The sequence below is a fragment of the Bacillus sp. SIMBA_008 genome (assembly GCF_046535495.1).
GTDB classification, from domain to species: Bacteria; Bacillota; Bacilli; order Bacillales; family Bacillaceae; genus Bacillus; species Bacillus subtilis.
On record NZ_JAWRWL010000005.1, the window covers coordinates 173,567 to 189,754 of the forward strand.

The 16,188-nt window shown below is 45.7% G+C and carries 15 protein-coding genes and 2 pseudogenes; 6 read left to right on the plus strand and 11 right to left on the minus strand.

Annotation, left to right across the window (positions count from 1 at the left end; all coding sequences use genetic code 11):
• Positions 1 to 28: 28 nt before the first annotated feature.
• From SB658_RS17150 to SB658_RS17185, 8 genes and pseudogenes are all read right to left on the minus strand, one after another.
• Complete coding sequence (locus SB658_RS17150) at positions 29 to 235, minus strand: hypothetical protein (protein ID WP_041850331.1); 207 nt, start codon at positions 233 to 235, stop codon at positions 29 to 31.
• Positions 236 to 514, minus strand: a complete 279-nt coding sequence (locus SB658_RS17155; RefSeq protein ID WP_041850330.1) for a DUF4176 domain-containing protein — start codon at positions 512 to 514, stop codon at positions 236 to 238.
• Positions 515 to 526: 12 nt separating this feature from the next.
• Positions 527 to 775: a hypothetical protein gene (locus SB658_RS17160; RefSeq protein ID WP_041850329.1), complete on the minus strand. Its 249-nt coding sequence runs from the start codon at positions 773 to 775 to the stop codon at positions 527 to 529.
• A gap of 834 nt (positions 776 to 1,609) precedes the next feature.
• A pseudogene (locus SB658_RS17165) lies at positions 1,610 to 2,342 on the minus strand (ribonuclease YeeF family protein); the annotation flags it as partial.
• Between the two features lie 19 nt (positions 2,343 to 2,361).
• Complete coding sequence (locus SB658_RS17170) at positions 2,362 to 2,631, minus strand: YwqI/YxiC family protein (protein WP_038428049.1); 270 nt, start codon at positions 2,629 to 2,631, stop codon at positions 2,362 to 2,364.
• 11 nt (positions 2,632 to 2,642) lie between these two features.
• The gene (locus SB658_RS17175) at positions 2,643 to 3,008 is read right to left on the minus strand and encodes a YwqH-like family protein (protein ID WP_038428052.1); all 366 of its coding nucleotides are present in this window, start codon (positions 3,006 to 3,008) and stop codon (positions 2,643 to 2,645) included.
• A gap of 305 nt (positions 3,009 to 3,313) precedes the next feature.
• Entirely contained in the window at positions 3,314 to 4,723 is a 1,410-nt protein-coding gene (gene abnB / locus SB658_RS17180) for an arabinan endo-1,5-alpha-L-arabinosidase AbnB (protein ID WP_069703581.1), read from the minus strand.
• Between the two features lie 136 nt (positions 4,724 to 4,859).
• Positions 4,860 to 5,022: pseudogene (locus tag SB658_RS17185) on the minus strand (hypothetical protein).
• Between the two features lie 344 nt (positions 5,023 to 5,366).
• Between SB658_RS17185 and hutP the strand changes: the two are divergent.
• The 6 genes from hutP (at position 5,367) to SB658_RS17215 (ending at position 12,840) form a co-directional block, all read left to right on the plus strand.
• On the plus strand, positions 5,367 to 5,813 hold the full coding sequence (gene hutP / locus SB658_RS17190) for a histidine utilization transcription antiterminator HutP (RefSeq protein ID WP_003243875.1): 447 nt from the start codon (positions 5,367 to 5,369) through the stop codon (positions 5,811 to 5,813).
• A gap of 112 nt (positions 5,814 to 5,925) precedes the next feature.
• Positions 5,926 to 7,452 (plus strand): histidine ammonia-lyase, encoded by a 1,527-nt coding sequence (gene hutH / locus SB658_RS17195; protein WP_015714995.1) that lies wholly within the window; start codon positions 5,926 to 5,928, stop codon positions 7,450 to 7,452.
• On the plus strand, positions 7,449 to 9,107 hold the full coding sequence (gene hutU, locus SB658_RS17200; RefSeq protein ID WP_015714996.1) for a urocanate hydratase: 1,659 nt from the start codon (positions 7,449 to 7,451) through the stop codon (positions 9,105 to 9,107). Before hutH ends, hutU begins: the two co-directional genes overlap by 4 nt.
• A gap of 12 nt (positions 9,108 to 9,119) precedes the next feature.
• The gene (gene hutI, locus SB658_RS17205; RefSeq protein WP_015714997.1) at positions 9,120 to 10,385 is read left to right on the plus strand and encodes an imidazolonepropionase; all 1,266 of its coding nucleotides are present in this window, start codon (positions 9,120 to 9,122) and stop codon (positions 10,383 to 10,385) included.
• Positions 10,378 to 11,337: a formimidoylglutamase gene (gene hutG, locus SB658_RS17210; protein ID WP_015714998.1), complete on the plus strand. Its 960-nt coding sequence runs from the start codon at positions 10,378 to 10,380 to the stop codon at positions 11,335 to 11,337. Before hutI ends, hutG begins: the two co-directional genes overlap by 8 nt.
• A gap of 75 nt (positions 11,338 to 11,412) precedes the next feature.
• Positions 11,413 to 12,840, plus strand: coding sequence for an amino acid permease (locus tag SB658_RS17215; protein WP_015714999.1), 1,428 nt, complete (start codon positions 11,413 to 11,415; stop codon positions 12,838 to 12,840).
• Positions 12,841 to 12,883: 43 nt separating this feature from the next.
• Here SB658_RS17215 and SB658_RS17220 read toward each other — a convergent pair whose 3' ends face one another.
• The 3 genes from SB658_RS17220 to deoC all read right to left on the minus strand — a co-directional run bounded on the left by SB658_RS17220 (position 12,884) and on the right by deoC (position 16,148).
• Complete coding sequence (locus tag SB658_RS17220) at positions 12,884 to 14,185, minus strand: pyrimidine-nucleoside phosphorylase (RefSeq protein ID WP_144500443.1); 1,302 nt, start codon at positions 14,183 to 14,185, stop codon at positions 12,884 to 12,886.
• Positions 14,186 to 14,214: 29 nt separating this feature from the next.
• The gene (gene nupC, locus SB658_RS17225; RefSeq protein ID WP_003244143.1) at positions 14,215 to 15,396 is read right to left on the minus strand and encodes a nucleoside permease NupC; all 1,182 of its coding nucleotides are present in this window, start codon (positions 15,394 to 15,396) and stop codon (positions 14,215 to 14,217) included.
• A gap of 80 nt (positions 15,397 to 15,476) precedes the next feature.
• Positions 15,477 to 16,148 carry a deoxyribose-phosphate aldolase gene (gene deoC, locus SB658_RS17230; protein WP_003227127.1) on the minus strand — a complete coding sequence of 224 codons (672 nt, stop codon included), beginning with the start codon at positions 16,146 to 16,148 and terminating at the stop codon, positions 15,477 to 15,479.
• Positions 16,149 to 16,188 lie beyond the last annotated feature (40 nt).

The window sequence follows — 16,188 nt, forward strand, 5'->3', positions numbered from 1 at the left end:
CAAAGACACTTCTTTGGAGGGGCAAAATTTATTTTCTATTGAGCATTTTATTTGTTACTATATAACCTAACACTAAACAAAAAATTATCATAATTAATCCAATTGCATACATTATTAATTTCTCTTTAATTGAAAATCCCTCTATTAATAAAATAGCAAGAGTCCATGTAAAAAGTAAAAATAGGGAGAAAAAAAACATGATTTTTTTTCTGAATTTCTTCCAGAATTCCTCCATCTATTTTTCCTCCTCTATAATTTCATTTAACTTATCTCTTAACAATTGGTCTTCATTATCAGTATATCCCTCATAAATTACCTTTTCTATCATTTCTTCATCAAAGAACACATTGAAGTTTTCACTAATGTTCCCTTCTGGATATGGGACTGCGACATAATCAAATTCCTTTCCACTGGAAGACTGTATCTGATGTCTACCGAAAACCATTACAAGTTTTTTCATATTTTTTAACTTTACTATAGTTCCTATTGGAAACCAATTTCTAATCCGACTCATTTCTATATACTCCTAAGGATTATTTTTTTTTAACTTTTTAAGCAGTATTTTTTTTCTAAAGATATAAATTCCTAATGGAAACAAAAAGAAAAATACACCATATGTAAAACCGGCAATAACATATAACTCTATATCGTTAACTTGATTTGTATTTGCTAACCAAATTGTCATTATGGTAAGAAATATACCAGCTATAGGGAAAACAATCTGCATTATCAATAATGCTTCATTTATTTTTCTTAATAAAAAGTCTTCATTCATCTTCCTTATCCTCATCCTCTATACCTGCCTTAAATGAAATTCCAACTCCATCAGCTATATAAACTTCAAAACCCTCGTTAGCCGAAGCGCCTAATCCTAAACTTCCTATAGAAAACCCTACACCGATGTACGGATTTTTATTTTCTATTCCAAACCATTCTTCTAAAGGCTCATAACCAAACCAATTTAGAGGGGACGCAGTTACTCCTACTTCAGATACGCTAGCCGATCCTCCTAGACCTCCTCCGGTATTCGAAACATTCGCCTCTACCCCTGCATGAAGTAATTTAAATTCAAGAGCAAGTGGCGATTTTTCATGGTCAATCACTGCATTAATACCATTAAGTTCAGCAGAACCGCCAATCATATCACCAGATAATAAAGTATTAAAAACATTAGAAAATCTCGGAATCGAAAATTCTGCACTTCCTCCCAAAGCAGTAAAATAAGTTTCTGATTTCTTAATTTTTTTAACTTTTTCTTTTTTGTTTTTATCCTTTATAGCCTTATTCGTATCAAAAAGGCTCATATCAATTTTTGTATTAACTAATTGTTCATCACTAATTTCAAAAAGTCCTGAAACATTTCCTGTTCCATAGAAACCAAGGATTCCGTTTCTTTCTTCTTTAATTTTAACACGATAGTCCATAAACTTTTTATATAAATCAAGGATATTTTCATCCCTGTTCCCAGCTATACCTTGGATTTCAGGACTGTTTATCGTTTCGTTATAATCACCTATGTCTCTTTTTGCAGTAAAAATTGTTGTTTGAATGTTGTTTGTGTTGCCTTTGTCTTTTTTTATATGACTAGCTTTGTTGCTAATTTTATCTTTTAGCTTCTCAATCATCATCTCCATCGGTGAATCATCCGACTGCTTCATTTGCGGGTTAATGGCGCCGAAGGTTTGGTTGATGTTTTCTTCCTCCTGCGATTTCAAGATGGAGCCACTTTTGTAGCCTGTGATTTCAATTTTCGGACCGGTGTACATGGTTTCAAGCTGGTCTATATATTTTTTCATCGTTTGAAAATCTGATTTTGCGGTTTCTAGTGCTTGGGTTTGCTGGCCGTCAAATTGAAAGAGCTTATTCAGGGTGTCCGAAATCAGTCGCTCAGCCTGTTCTGTTTCCATCCGAAAAAAGGAATCATTGACTGTCGGCAGGCTGACGATGTGATCAATGGCTGATGTCTGGCGATTCACTGCGTCTGTGAGCTGTTCTGTCACTTCTCGTGCATGCTTGACCCCGTGTCTTGCATCGTGTGAGAGAAAAGCCTCTGCAATCATGCCATGGGAGTCAGATTCTACAGAGGAAATCGCATGCTGTGTTTGTTTCAGCACTTTTTTGTATTCGTCGATAAACATGCCAAAGAAAAGGAGAAAAGGCTTGTGGCACTCCTCGTAAAAGGTCCGGATGGCATCTCCGCCTTTTCCTTTCAGCGCATCCTTCATGCCTGCCAGATGCTCAACGCTTTTTTCCAGCTTCTCCAGCTGTTGCTTTTGCTTGTCCAGTTTCTCAATCGTATGCTGAATGCCCTCGTGAAGAGCGTGGACATCTAATGTTTTCAATCCCTTGTCCTCCCGTGCTTTATTTCATGGAAGATGATATGTTTTCGTCCGTTTCCTTCATGGCGTTTACCGCGCTTTCCGTTTGTGCGATATGCTTGGCCAGAACAGACGCATATGCTTCAGTGAGCTCTTTGATGTCCTTATTTAATTGCTCGATGGACTTCACAACATTCAAATGGTTTCTGCCTGAGAGATGGCCGGGCAAGGAGGACTTGAGTGCAGCTGAATTCTTGAGCTGAGAAAGCCCTTTCTTCACTGTGCCATACACCATTTTAATTTCCTGTGCCATTTGTGCTCACCTCACTTTTTATGTTTTTCCTTCTCTATTTCAAGCTCTATCCTCGTAATTTGGCGTCTTATGGAATAGACATCGCCCTCTAATGAGTGGATTTTTCCTTCTATGCTTTCGATGATTCCGCTGACTTGATCGCTTTTGATTTGCTGATATGCTTTGTTCATTCCTTCACGAATATCTTCAAACCGCTGAGCATGTGTTCCTCTCCATGCCTCCCGGTTAAGATGAGGCCGGTGAATGAGATGCTGGGCCTCAGAGAAATCGTGTTTGATTTGCCTAATTTCGTGCAGCACTCGTTTTAATTGATGGATCTGTTCCTGCTTTTCATGTAAGTCGGCTTTTACCGAATGTAACAACATTTCACTATGCATGCCGCAACACCTCATGTTTTTATCAAACTGTGTCAATTCTTTACAATACAGACTATTTTCATATTACATGATGGGTCATATTGGATAAATAGGTAAAAAGGATTGTCTTGAGAGATGTTTAACTGGTTCTAAAATGCTAAAAATAGATCTCATCACCTTATGAGAGGGAGAAAATAATCATAGGAGGGACTTTTTATTTAAGTCTTTAATCTCTCTTTCATTTTTATTTTTTCTCCCACTTAACCATTTCTTATAGTCAATAAAACTCATAAAAAAACGCCTTCCTACGAAGGCGCTTCTCCATCTTATTTAGATCCCCAAACAGCCTCACCGCTGCTATTCAACACACTAAACGTCATGACGTTCTTCTCTCTCACCGAATCCCACTGGCGTAAAAATACCCCGTTATACGTCTTGCCCGCTAACGTGATGTCGGCTGTATTTTTTCCGGTTTTCTTCCATGTTCCGGTCATTTCCCCGGAAATGGTGTGGTTTTTGTTGAGCTGGATGTTGATGGTTTTTTTGATGTCGGCTGAGATGTCTTTTCCGTGCTGGATGAGTTTGTATGTTCCTGTGATATCTTTTTGTTTTACTTCTTTCAATGTTTCGCCCGCATAACGATAGGGCGCTGCTACCGGCCAGCCGTCTTTATTCATGAACAATTGGTGGACTCTGACTTCGTGTTCCTCACCCCTGCCCGGGAAGCGGGTGTGGAAGATTAAATAGGAACGCCCGGTTTTTTCGTCATAGTATGCGGAGTTGTGGCCTGGTGAGACGTACCCGGTGCCTTTTTCATTTTCTGTTTCAAAAGTGTAGCTGCCCATGAGTTTGACGCCGTATGGTTCGATGGAACGGTCGTCGAAGAATGTGCCTTCTTTGCCGCGGACGTCGAGCATTGGATTGCCTTCTGCATCATAGTAAGGGCCGTCTGGTTTCTTGGAGCGGGCCACACGGATGTTATAGCCGCCTGTTGCATCAAGACCGCCATATGATAGGTATAAGTAGTAGTATTTGGTGTCTGGATTGTAGAGAACATACGGGCCTTCGATTCTGCTGTGGTTGCCGCCGAGCAGTTTTTTGCCGTAGCCCTGCCCAGGAAGCGGGAAGCCCGTTTTCGGATTCATTTCAAGTATGAAAATGCCGCCTGAGTATGATCCGTACACCATCCACAGCTTGCCGTCTTTATCAAAGAAGGTATGCGGGTCGACGACATTCGGGTGTTTGGTTGCGTCATACGGTGTTCCATCGCTGCTTGTGCCTTCCATTCCTGATTTCAAAAAAATGCCTTTGTTTTTGTATGGGCCTTCGATGTTGTCAGCAACGGCAACACCCATGGCGGATCTTGGCGAATCGCCGCGGCAGGCGTTGTAGTACATGTAGTATTTGCCGTCCGCCAGCTGCGTGACGTCAGCAGCCCAAAGAGTATCGGATTGCGCCCATTCGAAGGTTTCTTTTAATTCTTCATAGACATTCGGGATCAGTGGGTTGTCATTGCTTACGCTGGTGGTCAGCTGCTGCCATTGCATGAGGTCATTCGATTTCGCTGAAGCGAGATGAGATCCAAAAACATAATAGGTGCCGTTTGTTTCAATGATGGAAGGATCATGAACGCTGACTTCTTTAAATACGGGTTTTTGTGCATTGGCGGAGTTTGGCAGGGTGAAGGCCATGATAAGAGCTGCAAGAAAACATACATGAAACAATCGGTTGAACATCTAAACAATTCGCCTCTCTTTTTTATTAAATTTTTAAGCGCTTACATTTCTCTATGAAGAAACACCGGCCTATTAAAACAGCCGCATGTTTTCATATTCAAACAGATAGGTGATTTCTCACTGTTCTCTTACATAGTCAGACTGATGTCTGTCTGTTTTGCGCAGAACTGCTGCTTGCATATCCTCTCCTTCATAGTTCAACTCTTTTGCTGTTTCTCCTTCTTTCATCACTCTGTTTTTCATTCGCGTACATGTAATAACTGCTTTGTCAGGTTTTGCATCGACTGTGATACAGCCATTTCGTTGTCGGCGTTTTTTAAGATGATGCCTGATTGCCCGTCAACACCGGAGTCAGTTGGCTTGGCTGTACTGAGGATGTCATTCGGCTGGCTCTTTATAAAATGCCTTGCGAAAAATACGACTTAGTAAACGCATATTAAGAGTTAGACAGCGGCCGCTTGTCTCCTGTCTGGATATCGTGTGCAATCGCTGAAAAAACCTGTCCTGCTTTCTGCGTCTCGCTATTACAATAGCAATCTAACTTGTTAAAGACTGTAAAAAACCTTTTGACTTCTGCTGCTGAACCAATTAATATAATACTCAGTTAATAGTTATCAGAATTTTTAGGAATTGAGTGATTCATATGACACTGCATAAAGAGCGTCGGATCGGACGGCTGTCTGTTCTCCTGCTGCTGAATGAGGCGGAAGAGAGTACGCAGGTTGAGGAGCTGGAGCGAGACGGATGGAAGGTCTGTCTTGGCAAGGTAGGATCAATGGACGCGCATAAAGTAGTAGCCGCAATTGAAACCGCTTCCAAAAAGAGCGGTGTCATTCAATCTGAGGGTTATCGGGAGTCACATGCGCTTTATCATGCGACGATGGAGGCTTTGCATGGCGTGACCAGAGGTGAAATGCTGCTGGGATCGCTGCTTCGGACGGTGGGCTTGAGGTTTGCCGTTTTAAGGGGAAATCCTTATGAAAGTGAAGCGGAAGGCGATTGGATTGCTGTCTCGCTTTATGGAACAATCGGGGCGCCGATTAAAGGTCTTGAGCACGAGACATTCGGTGTTGGAATTAATCACATATGAAACAGCCCATAGATCTTAGACGATAGGGGGCTATGCGTGAAAACGAATGTTCACAGCATAGCTCCTTTTTGTATGGGCGCTTTACCAAAGTAAAGAAAAAGGAGTTGGGCTTATGGTGACTTTAGACGGTTCTTCATTGACAACAGCCGACGTCGCTCGTGTGCTGTTTGATTTTGAGGAGGCAGCGGCTTCTGAGGAAAGTATGGAGCGCGTGAAAAAAAGCAGAGCGGCAGTGGAACGGATTGTACGCGACGAAAAGACAATCTACGGCATCAACACCGGATTTGGCAAATTCAGCGATGTCCTGATTCAGAAAGAAGACTCGGCGGCGCTGCAGCTGAATTTAATCCTTTCTCATGCCTGCGGAGTCGGCGACCCTTTTCCCGAGTGCGTTTCCAGGGCAATGCTGCTTTTGCGCGCCAATGCGCTGTTAAAAGGCTTTTCCGGTGTCCGCGCTGAGCTGATCGAACAGTTGCTTGCTTTTTTAAATAAACGCGTCCATCCTGTCATCCCTCAGCAGGGATCACTTGGCGCAAGCGGAGATCTGGCGCCGCTTTCCCACCTGGCGCTTGCGCTGATCGGACAAGGAGAAGTCTTTTTTGAGGGGGAAAGAATGCCGGCAATGACAGGCTTGAAAAAAGCAGGTATTCAACCGGTAACGCTGACATCCAAGGAAGGGCTTGCCTTGATTAACGGGACTCAGGCCATGACTGCAATGGGGGTGGTCGCCTACATTGAAGCTGAGAAACTAGCCTATCAAACAGAGCGCATTGCCAGCTTAACGATTGAGGGGTTGCGGGGAATTATCGATGCATTTGACGAGGATATTCACTCAGCCCGCGGCTATCAGGAGCAGATCGATGTCGCAGAACGAATTCGCTTTTATCTATCTGACAGCGGCCTGACAACTTCCCAGGGAGAACTGCGGGTCCAGGATGCCTATTCATTGCGCTGTATTCCGCAAGTACACGGTGCGACTTGGCAGACACTAGGCTATGTCAAAGAGAAATTAGAGATTGAAATGAACGCAGCTACAGACAATCCTCTCATTTTCAATGACGGTGACAAAGTGATTTCCGGCGGAAACTTTCACGGACAGCCGATCGCCTTTGCCATGGATTTTCTGAAAATCGCAATATCAGAGCTTGCGAATGTCGCAGAGCGCCGGATCGAACGACTTGTGAATCCGCAGCTGAATGACCTGCCGCCGTTCCTGAGCCCTCATCCCGGTCTGCAATCCGGTGCAATGATCATGCAGTACGCCGCGGCCTCACTCGTTTCTGAAAATAAAACACTGGCCCATCCGGCAAGTGTGGATTCCATTCCGTCATCCGCCAACCAAGAGGACCATGTCAGCATGGGAACCATCGCCGCTCGGCATGCTTATCAGGTGATCGCAAATACAAGGAGAGTCATTGCGATCGAAGCCATTTGCGCATTGCAGGCTGTTGAATACAGAGGCATAGAACATGCTGCGTCCTATACGAAACAGCTTTTTCAAGAAATGAGAAAAGTCGTGCCGTCCATTCAGCAGGACCGTGTTTTTTCCTATGACATTGAACGCTTGACTGACTGGCTGAAGAAGGAATCTTTAATACCTGATCATCAGAATAAAGAACTAAGGGGGATGAACATATGACTGATGTAAAAAAATCAATCCGTGCCAACAGAGGAACAGAGCTTGAATGCTTAGGATGGGAGCAAGAGGCAGTGCTTCGGATGCTTCGAAACAACCTTGATCCAGAAGTCGCCGAGAAGCCGGAGGACCTCATCGTATATGGCGGGATTGGCAAAGCCGCACGAGATTGGGATGCTTTTCACGCCATTGAGCATTCCTTGAAAACATTAAAAAATGATGAAACATTGCTCGTGCAATCCGGAAAGCCCGTTGGCATGTTCCGTACACACCCGCATGCCCCGCGCGTGCTCCTGGCAAATTCTGTTCTTGTTCCGAAGTGGGCAGACTGGGAGCATTTCCACGAACTTGAGAAAAAAGGGTTAATGATGTACGGACAGATGACGGCTGGCAGCTGGATTTACATTGGCTCACAAGGCATATTGCAAGGAACCTATGAAACCTTCGCTGAGCTGGCGCGACAGCACTTCGGGGGCAGCTTAAAAGGAACGTTGACGCTGACAGCGGGTCTCGGCGGAATGGGAGGCGCCCAGCCGCTGTCAGTCACGATGAATGAAGGCGTCGTGATTGCCGTCGAGGTTGACGAGAAACGCATCGACAAGCGGATCGAAACAAAATACTGCGATCGAAAAACTGCATCGATTGAGGAAGCCTTAGCTTGGGCTGAAGAGGCAAAGCTGGCAGGAAAACCTTTGTCCATTGCACTTCTCGGAAACGCAGCTGAGGTGCATCACACACTTTTGAACCGAGGCGTCAAAATTGATATTGTGACAGATCAGACATCTGCCCATGACCCTTTAATCGGTTATGTTCCCGAGGGCTATTCCCTTGATGAAGCTGACCGTTTGCGTCAAGACACTCCAGAGCTTTACGTGCGCCTTGCGAAGCAAAGCATGAAAAAACATGTCGAAGCCATGCTGGCCTTTCAGCAAAAGGGCTCTATTGTATTTGACTACGGCAACAATATCCGGCAAGTCGCAAAGGATGAAGGGCTGGAGAATGCCTTCGATTTTCCGGGGTTTGTCCCTGCCTACATCCGCCCCTTATTCTGTGAAGGAAAAGGGCCGTTCCGTTGGGCGGCGCTTTCCGGAGATCCGGCAGATATTTACCGTACGGATGCGTTATTAAAAGAGCTGTTCCCGACAAATAAAGCCCTTCACCGCTGGATTGATATGGCACAGGAAAAAGTCACCTTCCAAGGCTTGCCGTCCCGTATCTGCTGGCTTGGATATGGAGAACGAAAAAAGATGGGCCTCGCCATTAACGAGCTGGTTAGAACCGGGGAGCTAAAAGCGCCTGTCGTTATTGGGAGAGATCATTTGGACTGCGGGTCTGTCGCCTCTCCAAACCGGGAAACAGAAGCGATGAAGGACGGAAGTGACGCTGTCGGTGATTGGGCTGTGCTCAATGCGCTTGTCAACACGGCGGCGGGTGCAAGCTGGGTTTCCTTCCACCATGGCGGCGGCGTCGGAATGGGCTATTCCCTGCATGCCGGCATGGTTGCAGTGGCCGATGGAAGTGAGCTGGCTGACGAGCGGCTCGCGCGGGTCTTAACGAGCGACCCAGGAATGGGCATTATCCGTCATGCGGATGCGGGTTATGAACGTGCCGTTGAAGTAGCGAAGGAACAGGACATTATCATGCCGATGCAAAAATAAAGGAGTGATGACATGCCAAAGCAAATTGATACGATTCTCATCAACATCGGTCAGCTTTTGACGATGGAAAGCAGCGGCCCGCGGGCAGGCAAAAGCATGCAGGATCTTCATGTGATCGAAGACGCTGTTGTCGGCATCCATGAACAGAAAATTGTGTTCGCCGGACAAAAAGGGGCTGAAGCCGGTTACGAGGCAGACGAAATCATTGACTGTTCGGGACGCCTTGTAACGCCTGGCCTCGTTGATCCGCACACCCATCTTGTATTTGGCGGATCTCGTGAAAAGGAGATGAACCTTAAGCTTCAGGGCATTTCATATTTGGATATTCTGGCGCAGGGCGGCGGGATTCTGTCTACAGTCAAGGATACCAGGGCGGCTTCAGAAGAAGAGCTGCTGCAAAAAGCCCATTTTCATCTGCAAAGAATGCTGTCCTACGGCACAACCACAGCAGAAGTGAAAAGCGGCTACGGCTTGGAAAAAGAGACAGAGCTCAAACAGTTGCGTGTCGCAAAGAAACTGCATGAAAGCCAGCCTGTTGACCTTGTCTCCACATTTATGGGAGCCCATGCGATTCCTCCCGAATATCAAAACGATCCAGGTCAATTTCTGGATCAAATGCTTTCCCTTTTGCCGGAAATCAAAGAGCTGGAACTCGCCAGCTTCGCTGATATCTTTACAGAAACAGGCGTTTTTACAGTCAGCCAATCCCGCCGTTATTTACAAAAAGCAGCTGAGGCAGGCTTCGGATTAAAAATACACGCAGATGAAATCGATCCGCTTGGAGGTGCTGAATTAGCAGGTGAGCTAAAGGCCGTCTCAGCCGACCATTTGGTAGGTGCATCGGACGAAGGCATAAAGAAATTGGCTGAGGCAGGAACGATCGCCGTCCTCTTGCCGGGCACGACATTTTATCTTGGCAAAAGCACATACGCCAGGGCAAGAGCTATGATTGATGAAGGTGTATGTATCAGCTTGGCAACGGATTTTAACCCTGGCAGCTCGCCGACTGAAAATATCCAGCTGATCATGTCGATTGCCGCGCTTCATCTGAAGATGACTGCAGAAGAAATATGGCACGCGGTCACAGTCAATGCCGCATACGCCATAGGGAAAGGAGAAGAAGCCGGTCAGCTCAAAGTCGGCCGCTCAGCTGATCTAGTCATTTGGCAAGCCACGAACTATATGTATATTCCGTATCACTACGGGGTTAATCATGTACATCAAGTCATGAAAAACGGAACAATTGTTGTCAACAGGGAGGGAGCCATTCTTGGATAAGTACCCTTTTCTCAGAGAGGCCGGATCTTCGTTTAAAGACCGGGATGTCACAAAAATGAGCGACCTGATCGCAACATGGGACGGTCAGGACATTAAGGGACCGGCGTTGATGGGTGTCCCCCTATCAAAATCATCCATCAGTCATTCAGGCGCTTCCTTTGCACCCGGAACAATACGCCAGGCTCTGAAACATTCATCAGCCTATTCTGCTGAGCTTGGAGAGCATGTCGTAGCAGAGCTTCTATATGATCTGGGGGATATCGATATTCATGTCACTGATATCGTAAAGTCACATCATCACATTTTCCAAACCATGCACGCTCTGCTTTCGGACCATCCGGATTGGGTGCCGCTCATACTCGGGGGAGATAACTCTATCAGCTACTCCACTATAAAAGCGATAGCACAAACGAAAGGAACGACAGCAGTGATTCAATTTGATGCCCATCACGATGTACGCAATACGGAGGACGGGGGGCCGACAAACGGCACCCCCTTCCGCCGCCTTTTGGATGAAGAGATTATTAAAGGTCAACATTTGATCCAGCTGGGTATCAGAGAATTCAGCAACAGCCAGGCCTATGAAGCATATGCAAAAAAACATAGCGTAAACATTCACACGATGGACATGATCCGGGAAAAAGGACTACTCCCAACGATAAAAGAGATTTTGCCTGTTGTTCAAGATAAAACAGATTTCATTTTTATATCTGTTGACATGGATGTCTTAGACCAGTCCCATGCACCCGGCTGTCCAGCGATTGGCCCGGGCGGCCTCTATACAGACGAATTGCTTGAAGCAGTCAAGTACATCGCACAACAGCCCAATGTCGCCGGGATTGAAATTGTTGAAGTCGATCCTACCCTCGATTTTCGAGATATGACAAGCAGAGCTGCAGCTCATGTTCTGTTACACGCATTAAAAGGAATGAAACTCTCCCCATTCAAGTGATCTTCTGGCAGGTTGTATTTTGGGTATAGGAAACTCATCTGCCTTAGGAATGGCAGCTAAAAGGAGGGCGAGACAGTGAATCTTCAGGAGAACAGCAGCCAACAGCTAAAACGCACAATGAAAAGCAGGCACCTATTTATGATCTCATTGGGAGGCGTCATAGGCACAGGACTTTTCCTCAGTACGGGCTATACGCTACATCAAGCCGGACCCGGCGGTACGATACTCGCTTATGTAATCGGCGGGTTGATGATGTACCTCGTCATGCAATGTCTCGGCGAATTGTCGGTTGCCATGCCGGTGACCGGCTCTTTTCAAAAATATGCTACAACATTTATTGGTCCATCTACCGGTTTTATGGTCGGCATCATGTACTGGATCAATTGGGTGGTGACGGTAGGCTCTGAGTTTACCGCATCCGGTATTCTCATGCAGCGCTGGTTCCCTGACAGCAGTGTATGGATGTGGAGTGCGATTTTTGCAGCCCTTCTTTTTATATGCAACGCATTTTCAGTTAAGTTATTTGCGGAGACTGAATTTTGGTTTTCCAGCGTAAAGATTGTCACCATTATTTTATTTATCATTTTAGGAGGAGCCGCCATGTTTGGCCTGATCTCTTTAAACGGAACGGCGGATGCTCCTATGTTGTCAAACTTCACGGACCATGGCGGGCTGTTTCCGAATGGCTTTCTTGCCGTTTTTATCGCGATGATATCTGTGAGCTTCGCCTTTTCCGGTACAGAGTTAATCGGCGTTACAGCAGGAGAATCAGCAAATCCTCAAAAGGATATACCGCGATCCATCCGTAATGTCGCATGGAGAACCGTGATTTTTTTCATTGGCGCTGTCTTCATATTATCCGGATTGATTTCGTGGGAGGACGCAGGCGTGATTGAAAGCCCGTTTGTAGCCGTATTTGCGGAGATCGGAATCCCTTACGCTGCTGATATTATGAATTTCGTGATATTAACAGCCTTGCTGTCTGTCGCCAACTCAGGCTTATATGCTTCGACCCGTATGATGTGGTCGTTAGCAAATGAAAACATGATCAGCTCCCGTTTTAAGAAAGTGACCTCTAAAGGCATTCCTTTAAATGCCTTAATGATCAGTATGGCTGTATCTTGTTTATCTCTCGTTTCCAGTATCGTGGCCCCTGGAACTGTCTATGTGGTGATGGTCGCAATTGCTGGATTTGCAGGAGTCGTGGTCTGGATGAGCATTGCCTTGTCCCAGCTCTTGTTTCGAAAGAGATTTCTGAAAAAAGGGGGGAATGTAAAAGAGCTGACATTTCGCACGCCGCTTTATCCTCTTATGCCTATAGCCGCTCTCTTATTATGTTCTGCTTCTTGTATCGGTCTTGCTTTTGATCCCAATCAAAGAATCGCACTTTTCTGCGGAGTTCCTTGTATCATCCTTTGCTATCTCATCTACCATTTCAAAAGAAATGTTACAAAAGCGAAAAAAATCAGCCAAGAGGAATATCCGGCCGATCACATCCTATAATTAAAAAAGCACACCCCGCTCAGCATGGGATGTGCTTTATTTTTTATTCTGTAATTAACTTATGAATCAGCTTCGGCGCCTTCGCTTCCGCGGCGATGCGGATGTTGTCATAGACTTTTGCGATGACTTCATCAACGTTTTCGCGGTTGGCGTAAAGCGTCACGAGCGGTTCGCCTTTTTCTACTTTGTCCCCGACCTTTTTGCGGAGCATGATGCCGACGGCTAAATCGATCTCATCTTCTTTTGTGGCGCGGCCGGCACCTAACAGCATCGCCGCGACGCCGATTTCGTCCGCAACGATTTCAGAGACGACACCCGCTTCTTTGGCAGGCACATCAATTTGATATGCGGCTTGCGGAAGCTTAGACGGATCATCAACAATTGAGCTGTCGCCGCCTTGGTTTTTCAGGAAATCCTTGAATTTCTCAAGTGCTTTGCCGTTTTTCATGACTTCTTCCAGCTTCGCTCTCGCTTCGTCCAATGTATCGGCTTTTTTCGCAAGCACAACCATCTGGCTGCCGAGCGTTAAGACAAGCTCATGAAGATCCTCAGGCCCCTCGCCTTTGAGCGTGTCGATCGCTTCTTTGACTTCAAGCGCATTTCCGATCGCAAAGCCGAGTGGCTGGGACATGTCTGAAATGACAGCCATTGTTTGACGGCCGACGTTATTTCCGATGCGTACCATCGCTTTGGCAAGTTCAGCTGCGTCTTCTTCTGTTTTCATGAAGGCGCCCGCTCCCGTTTTTACGTCAAGCACGATGGCGTCCGCCCCGGCAGCGATTTTTTTGCTCATAATCGAGCTTGCAATGAGCGGAATGGAATTGACCGTTCCCGTTACATCACGAAGCGCGTACAGTTTTTTATCAGCCGGCGTTAAATTGCCGCTTTGGCCGATGACCGCAACCTTGTCGCGGTTCACAAGTTTAATAAATTCATCCTTCGTCAGTTCCACGTGGAAGCCGTCGATTGCCTCTAACTTATCAATCGTGCCGCCCGTATGGCCGAGGCCGCGGCCGGACATTTTGGCAACCGGCACGTCAAGAGCCGCAACAAGCGGAGCGAGAACGAGTGTTGTCGTGTCGCCGACGCCGCCGGTGGAGTGTTTATCCACTTTAATTCCTTCAATGGCAGAAAGATCAATCGTTTCACCGGAGTTCACCATAGCCATCGTCAAGTCCGCGCGTTCACGGTCACTCATATCCTGGAAGAAAATCGCCATAGCAAGCGCGCTTGCCTGATAATCAGGAATGCTTCCGTCTGTATAGCCGTTCACGAAAAATTGAATTTCTTCAGTGGTGAGTTCTTTTCCGTTTTGTTTTTTGATGATGATATCTACCATTCTCATGTTTGGTCACCGATCCTTTTCGATTAAGTTCAGTAAATCAAGCCCACAATTGCTGCTGATAAAAAGCTGACAAGCGTAGCACCGTATAATAATTTCAAGCCGAAACGAGCGACGACATTTCCTTGCTTTTCATTCAGTCCTTTTACGGCACCGGCAATGATTCCGATTGAGGAGAAGTTCGCAAATGACACAAGGAATACTGATACGATCGCTGTTGTACGGCCGCTGAAATGGAAACCGTTTTGCGTAAGCGACGTCATGGCGACAAATTCATTCGATACCATTTTTGTTGCCATAATGCTTCCCGCATTAACAGCTTCATTCCATGGGATACCGACAAGAAAAGCGAATGGAGCAAACACATATCCAAGAATGCCTTGGAATGAAATACCGAATACTGCATTAAAAATGCCATTTATCAAGGCGATAATCGCGACAAATCCAATCAGCATCGCAGCGACGACAACCGCTACTTTGAAACCGTCAAGGATGTATTCTCCGAGCACTTCGAAGAAGGATTGTTTTTCTTCTTCCTCAACACGAAGCATATCCTCTTCTTTTGCAACCTCGTACGGATTAATAATAGAAGCAATTATGAAACCGCCAAATAAGTTCAAGACCAGCGCTGTTACAACATATTCCGGTTTCAGCATTGTCATATACGCGCCGACAATCGACATTGATACAGTTGACATCGCAGATGCACAAAGCGTGTACAAGCGCTGCTGATTTAAAAGACCGAGTTCTTTCTTCAAGGAGATAAATACTTCTGACTGCCCTAAAATCGCAGAAGCCACTGCGTTATACGATTCCAATCTTCCCATACCGTTTACCTTGCTGAGGGCAAGGCCGATATATCTAATAATAAACGGGAGGACTTTCCACTTTTGCAGAATCCCGATCAGAGCGGAAATAAACACGATTGGTAAGAGAACATTCATAAAGAATGTCGTTTGGTCCGCATTCACCAAGCCGCCAAACACAAAGTTAATTCCCTCTGCCGCGTATTCAAGCAGATAACCGAATCCTTTTGCAAATCCTCCCACGAGGAAATTCCCTATTCCGGTATTGAGGAGAATGTAGCCAAGAATAAATTGCAAAATGAGCATAACAACAATTGGGCGGATCTTAATTCTTTTTTTGCCGCTGCTCGCGATCCACGCGAGGCCTAAAAACACGATTAAACCGATAATCCCAATCAAATACTTCATATGTGTTTCTCCTTTATTTGTATTCGCTTACAATTACTGTTTCCTCAGAAAACGGAAAGCAGTCTGCCTTCCGTCAGCTCTTAATAGTTGTCTCCGCCTGATGCATTTTCTCCTTTTACGATAGAAACGCCTGCGCTGGCGCCAATTCGGCTTGCTCCGGCCTCTACCATTGTGTCTACATCTTCTTTCGTTCTGACGCCGCCAGATGCTTTCACGCCGATATCAGGTCCTACTGTTTTGCGCATTAAGGCGATATCTTCCTTCGTTGCGCCGCCTGTAGAAAAGCCTGTTGATGTTTTTACGAAATCCGCTCCCGCAGACACCGCTAAACGGCATGCACGTTCTTTTTCTTCATCAGTCAGAAGGCACGTTTCGATAATGACTTTGACAAGCGCTTTTCCGGCTGCAGCTTCCACTACACCGCGGATATCAGCTTCCACCACATCGTCTTCCTTGTCTTTTAAAGCGGCAATATTAATGACCATATCCACTTCAGTGGCGCCTTTTGAAATGGCGTCTTTTGTCTCGAACGCTTTTGTTTCAGTTGTATTGGCACCGAGCGGGAAGCCGATGACCGTACAAACGTCGACTCCAGTTCCCTTAAGCTCTTTTGCAGCAAGCTCCACCCATGTCGGATTGACACATACTGAAGCAAATTTGTATGTTTTCGCTTCTTCAATTAGTTTTAGAATGTCCGCTTTTTGTGTATGCGGTTTCAATGCTGTATGATCAATTATGTTGGCTAATGACATCCTTCGCACACTTCCTTTTTTGTTAAGATATTTTTTAGCA

Excerpts from the sequence above, each read along its gene's own strand:
- abnB (WP_069703581.1), bottom strand. The coding sequence starts at position 4,723 with ATGTTCAACCGATTGTTTCATGTATGTTTTCTTGCAGCTCTTATCATG.
- SB658_RS17175 (WP_038428052.1), bottom strand. The coding sequence starts at position 3,008 with ATGCATAGTGAAATGTTGTTACATTCGGTAAAAGCCGACTTACATGAA.
- SB658_RS17155 (WP_041850330.1), bottom strand. The coding sequence starts at position 514 with ATGAGTCGGATTAGAAATTGGTTTCCAATAGGAACTATAGTAAAGTTA.
- SB658_RS17160 (WP_041850329.1), bottom strand. The coding sequence starts at position 775 with ATGAATGAAGACTTTTTATTAAGAAAAATAAATGAAGCATTATTGATA.
- SB658_RS17220 (WP_144500443.1), bottom strand. The coding sequence starts at position 14,185 with ATGAGAATGGTAGATATCATCATCAAAAAACAAAACGGAAAAGAACTC.
- SB658_RS17170 (WP_038428049.1), bottom strand. The coding sequence starts at position 2,631 with ATGGCACAGGAAATTAAAATGGTGTATGGCACAGTGAAGAAAGGGCTT.
- hutI (WP_015714997.1), top strand. The coding sequence starts at position 9,120 with ATGCCAAAGCAAATTGATACGATTCTCATCAACATCGGTCAGCTTTTG.
- SB658_RS17150 (WP_041850331.1), bottom strand. The coding sequence starts at position 235 with ATGGAGGAATTCTGGAAGAAATTCAGAAAAAAAATCATGTTTTTTTTC.
- hutU (WP_015714996.1), top strand. The coding sequence starts at position 7,449 with ATGACTGATGTAAAAAAATCAATCCGTGCCAACAGAGGAACAGAGCTT.
- nupC (WP_003244143.1), bottom strand. The coding sequence starts at position 15,396 with ATGAAGTATTTGATTGGGATTATCGGTTTAATCGTGTTTTTAGGCCTC.
- hutH (WP_015714995.1), top strand. The coding sequence starts at position 5,926 with ATGGTGACTTTAGACGGTTCTTCATTGACAACAGCCGACGTCGCTCGT.
- hutP (WP_003243875.1), top strand. The coding sequence starts at position 5,367 with ATGACACTGCATAAAGAGCGTCGGATCGGACGGCTGTCTGTTCTCCTG.
- deoC (WP_003227127.1), bottom strand. The coding sequence starts at position 16,148 with ATGTCATTAGCCAACATAATTGATCATACAGCATTGAAACCGCATACA.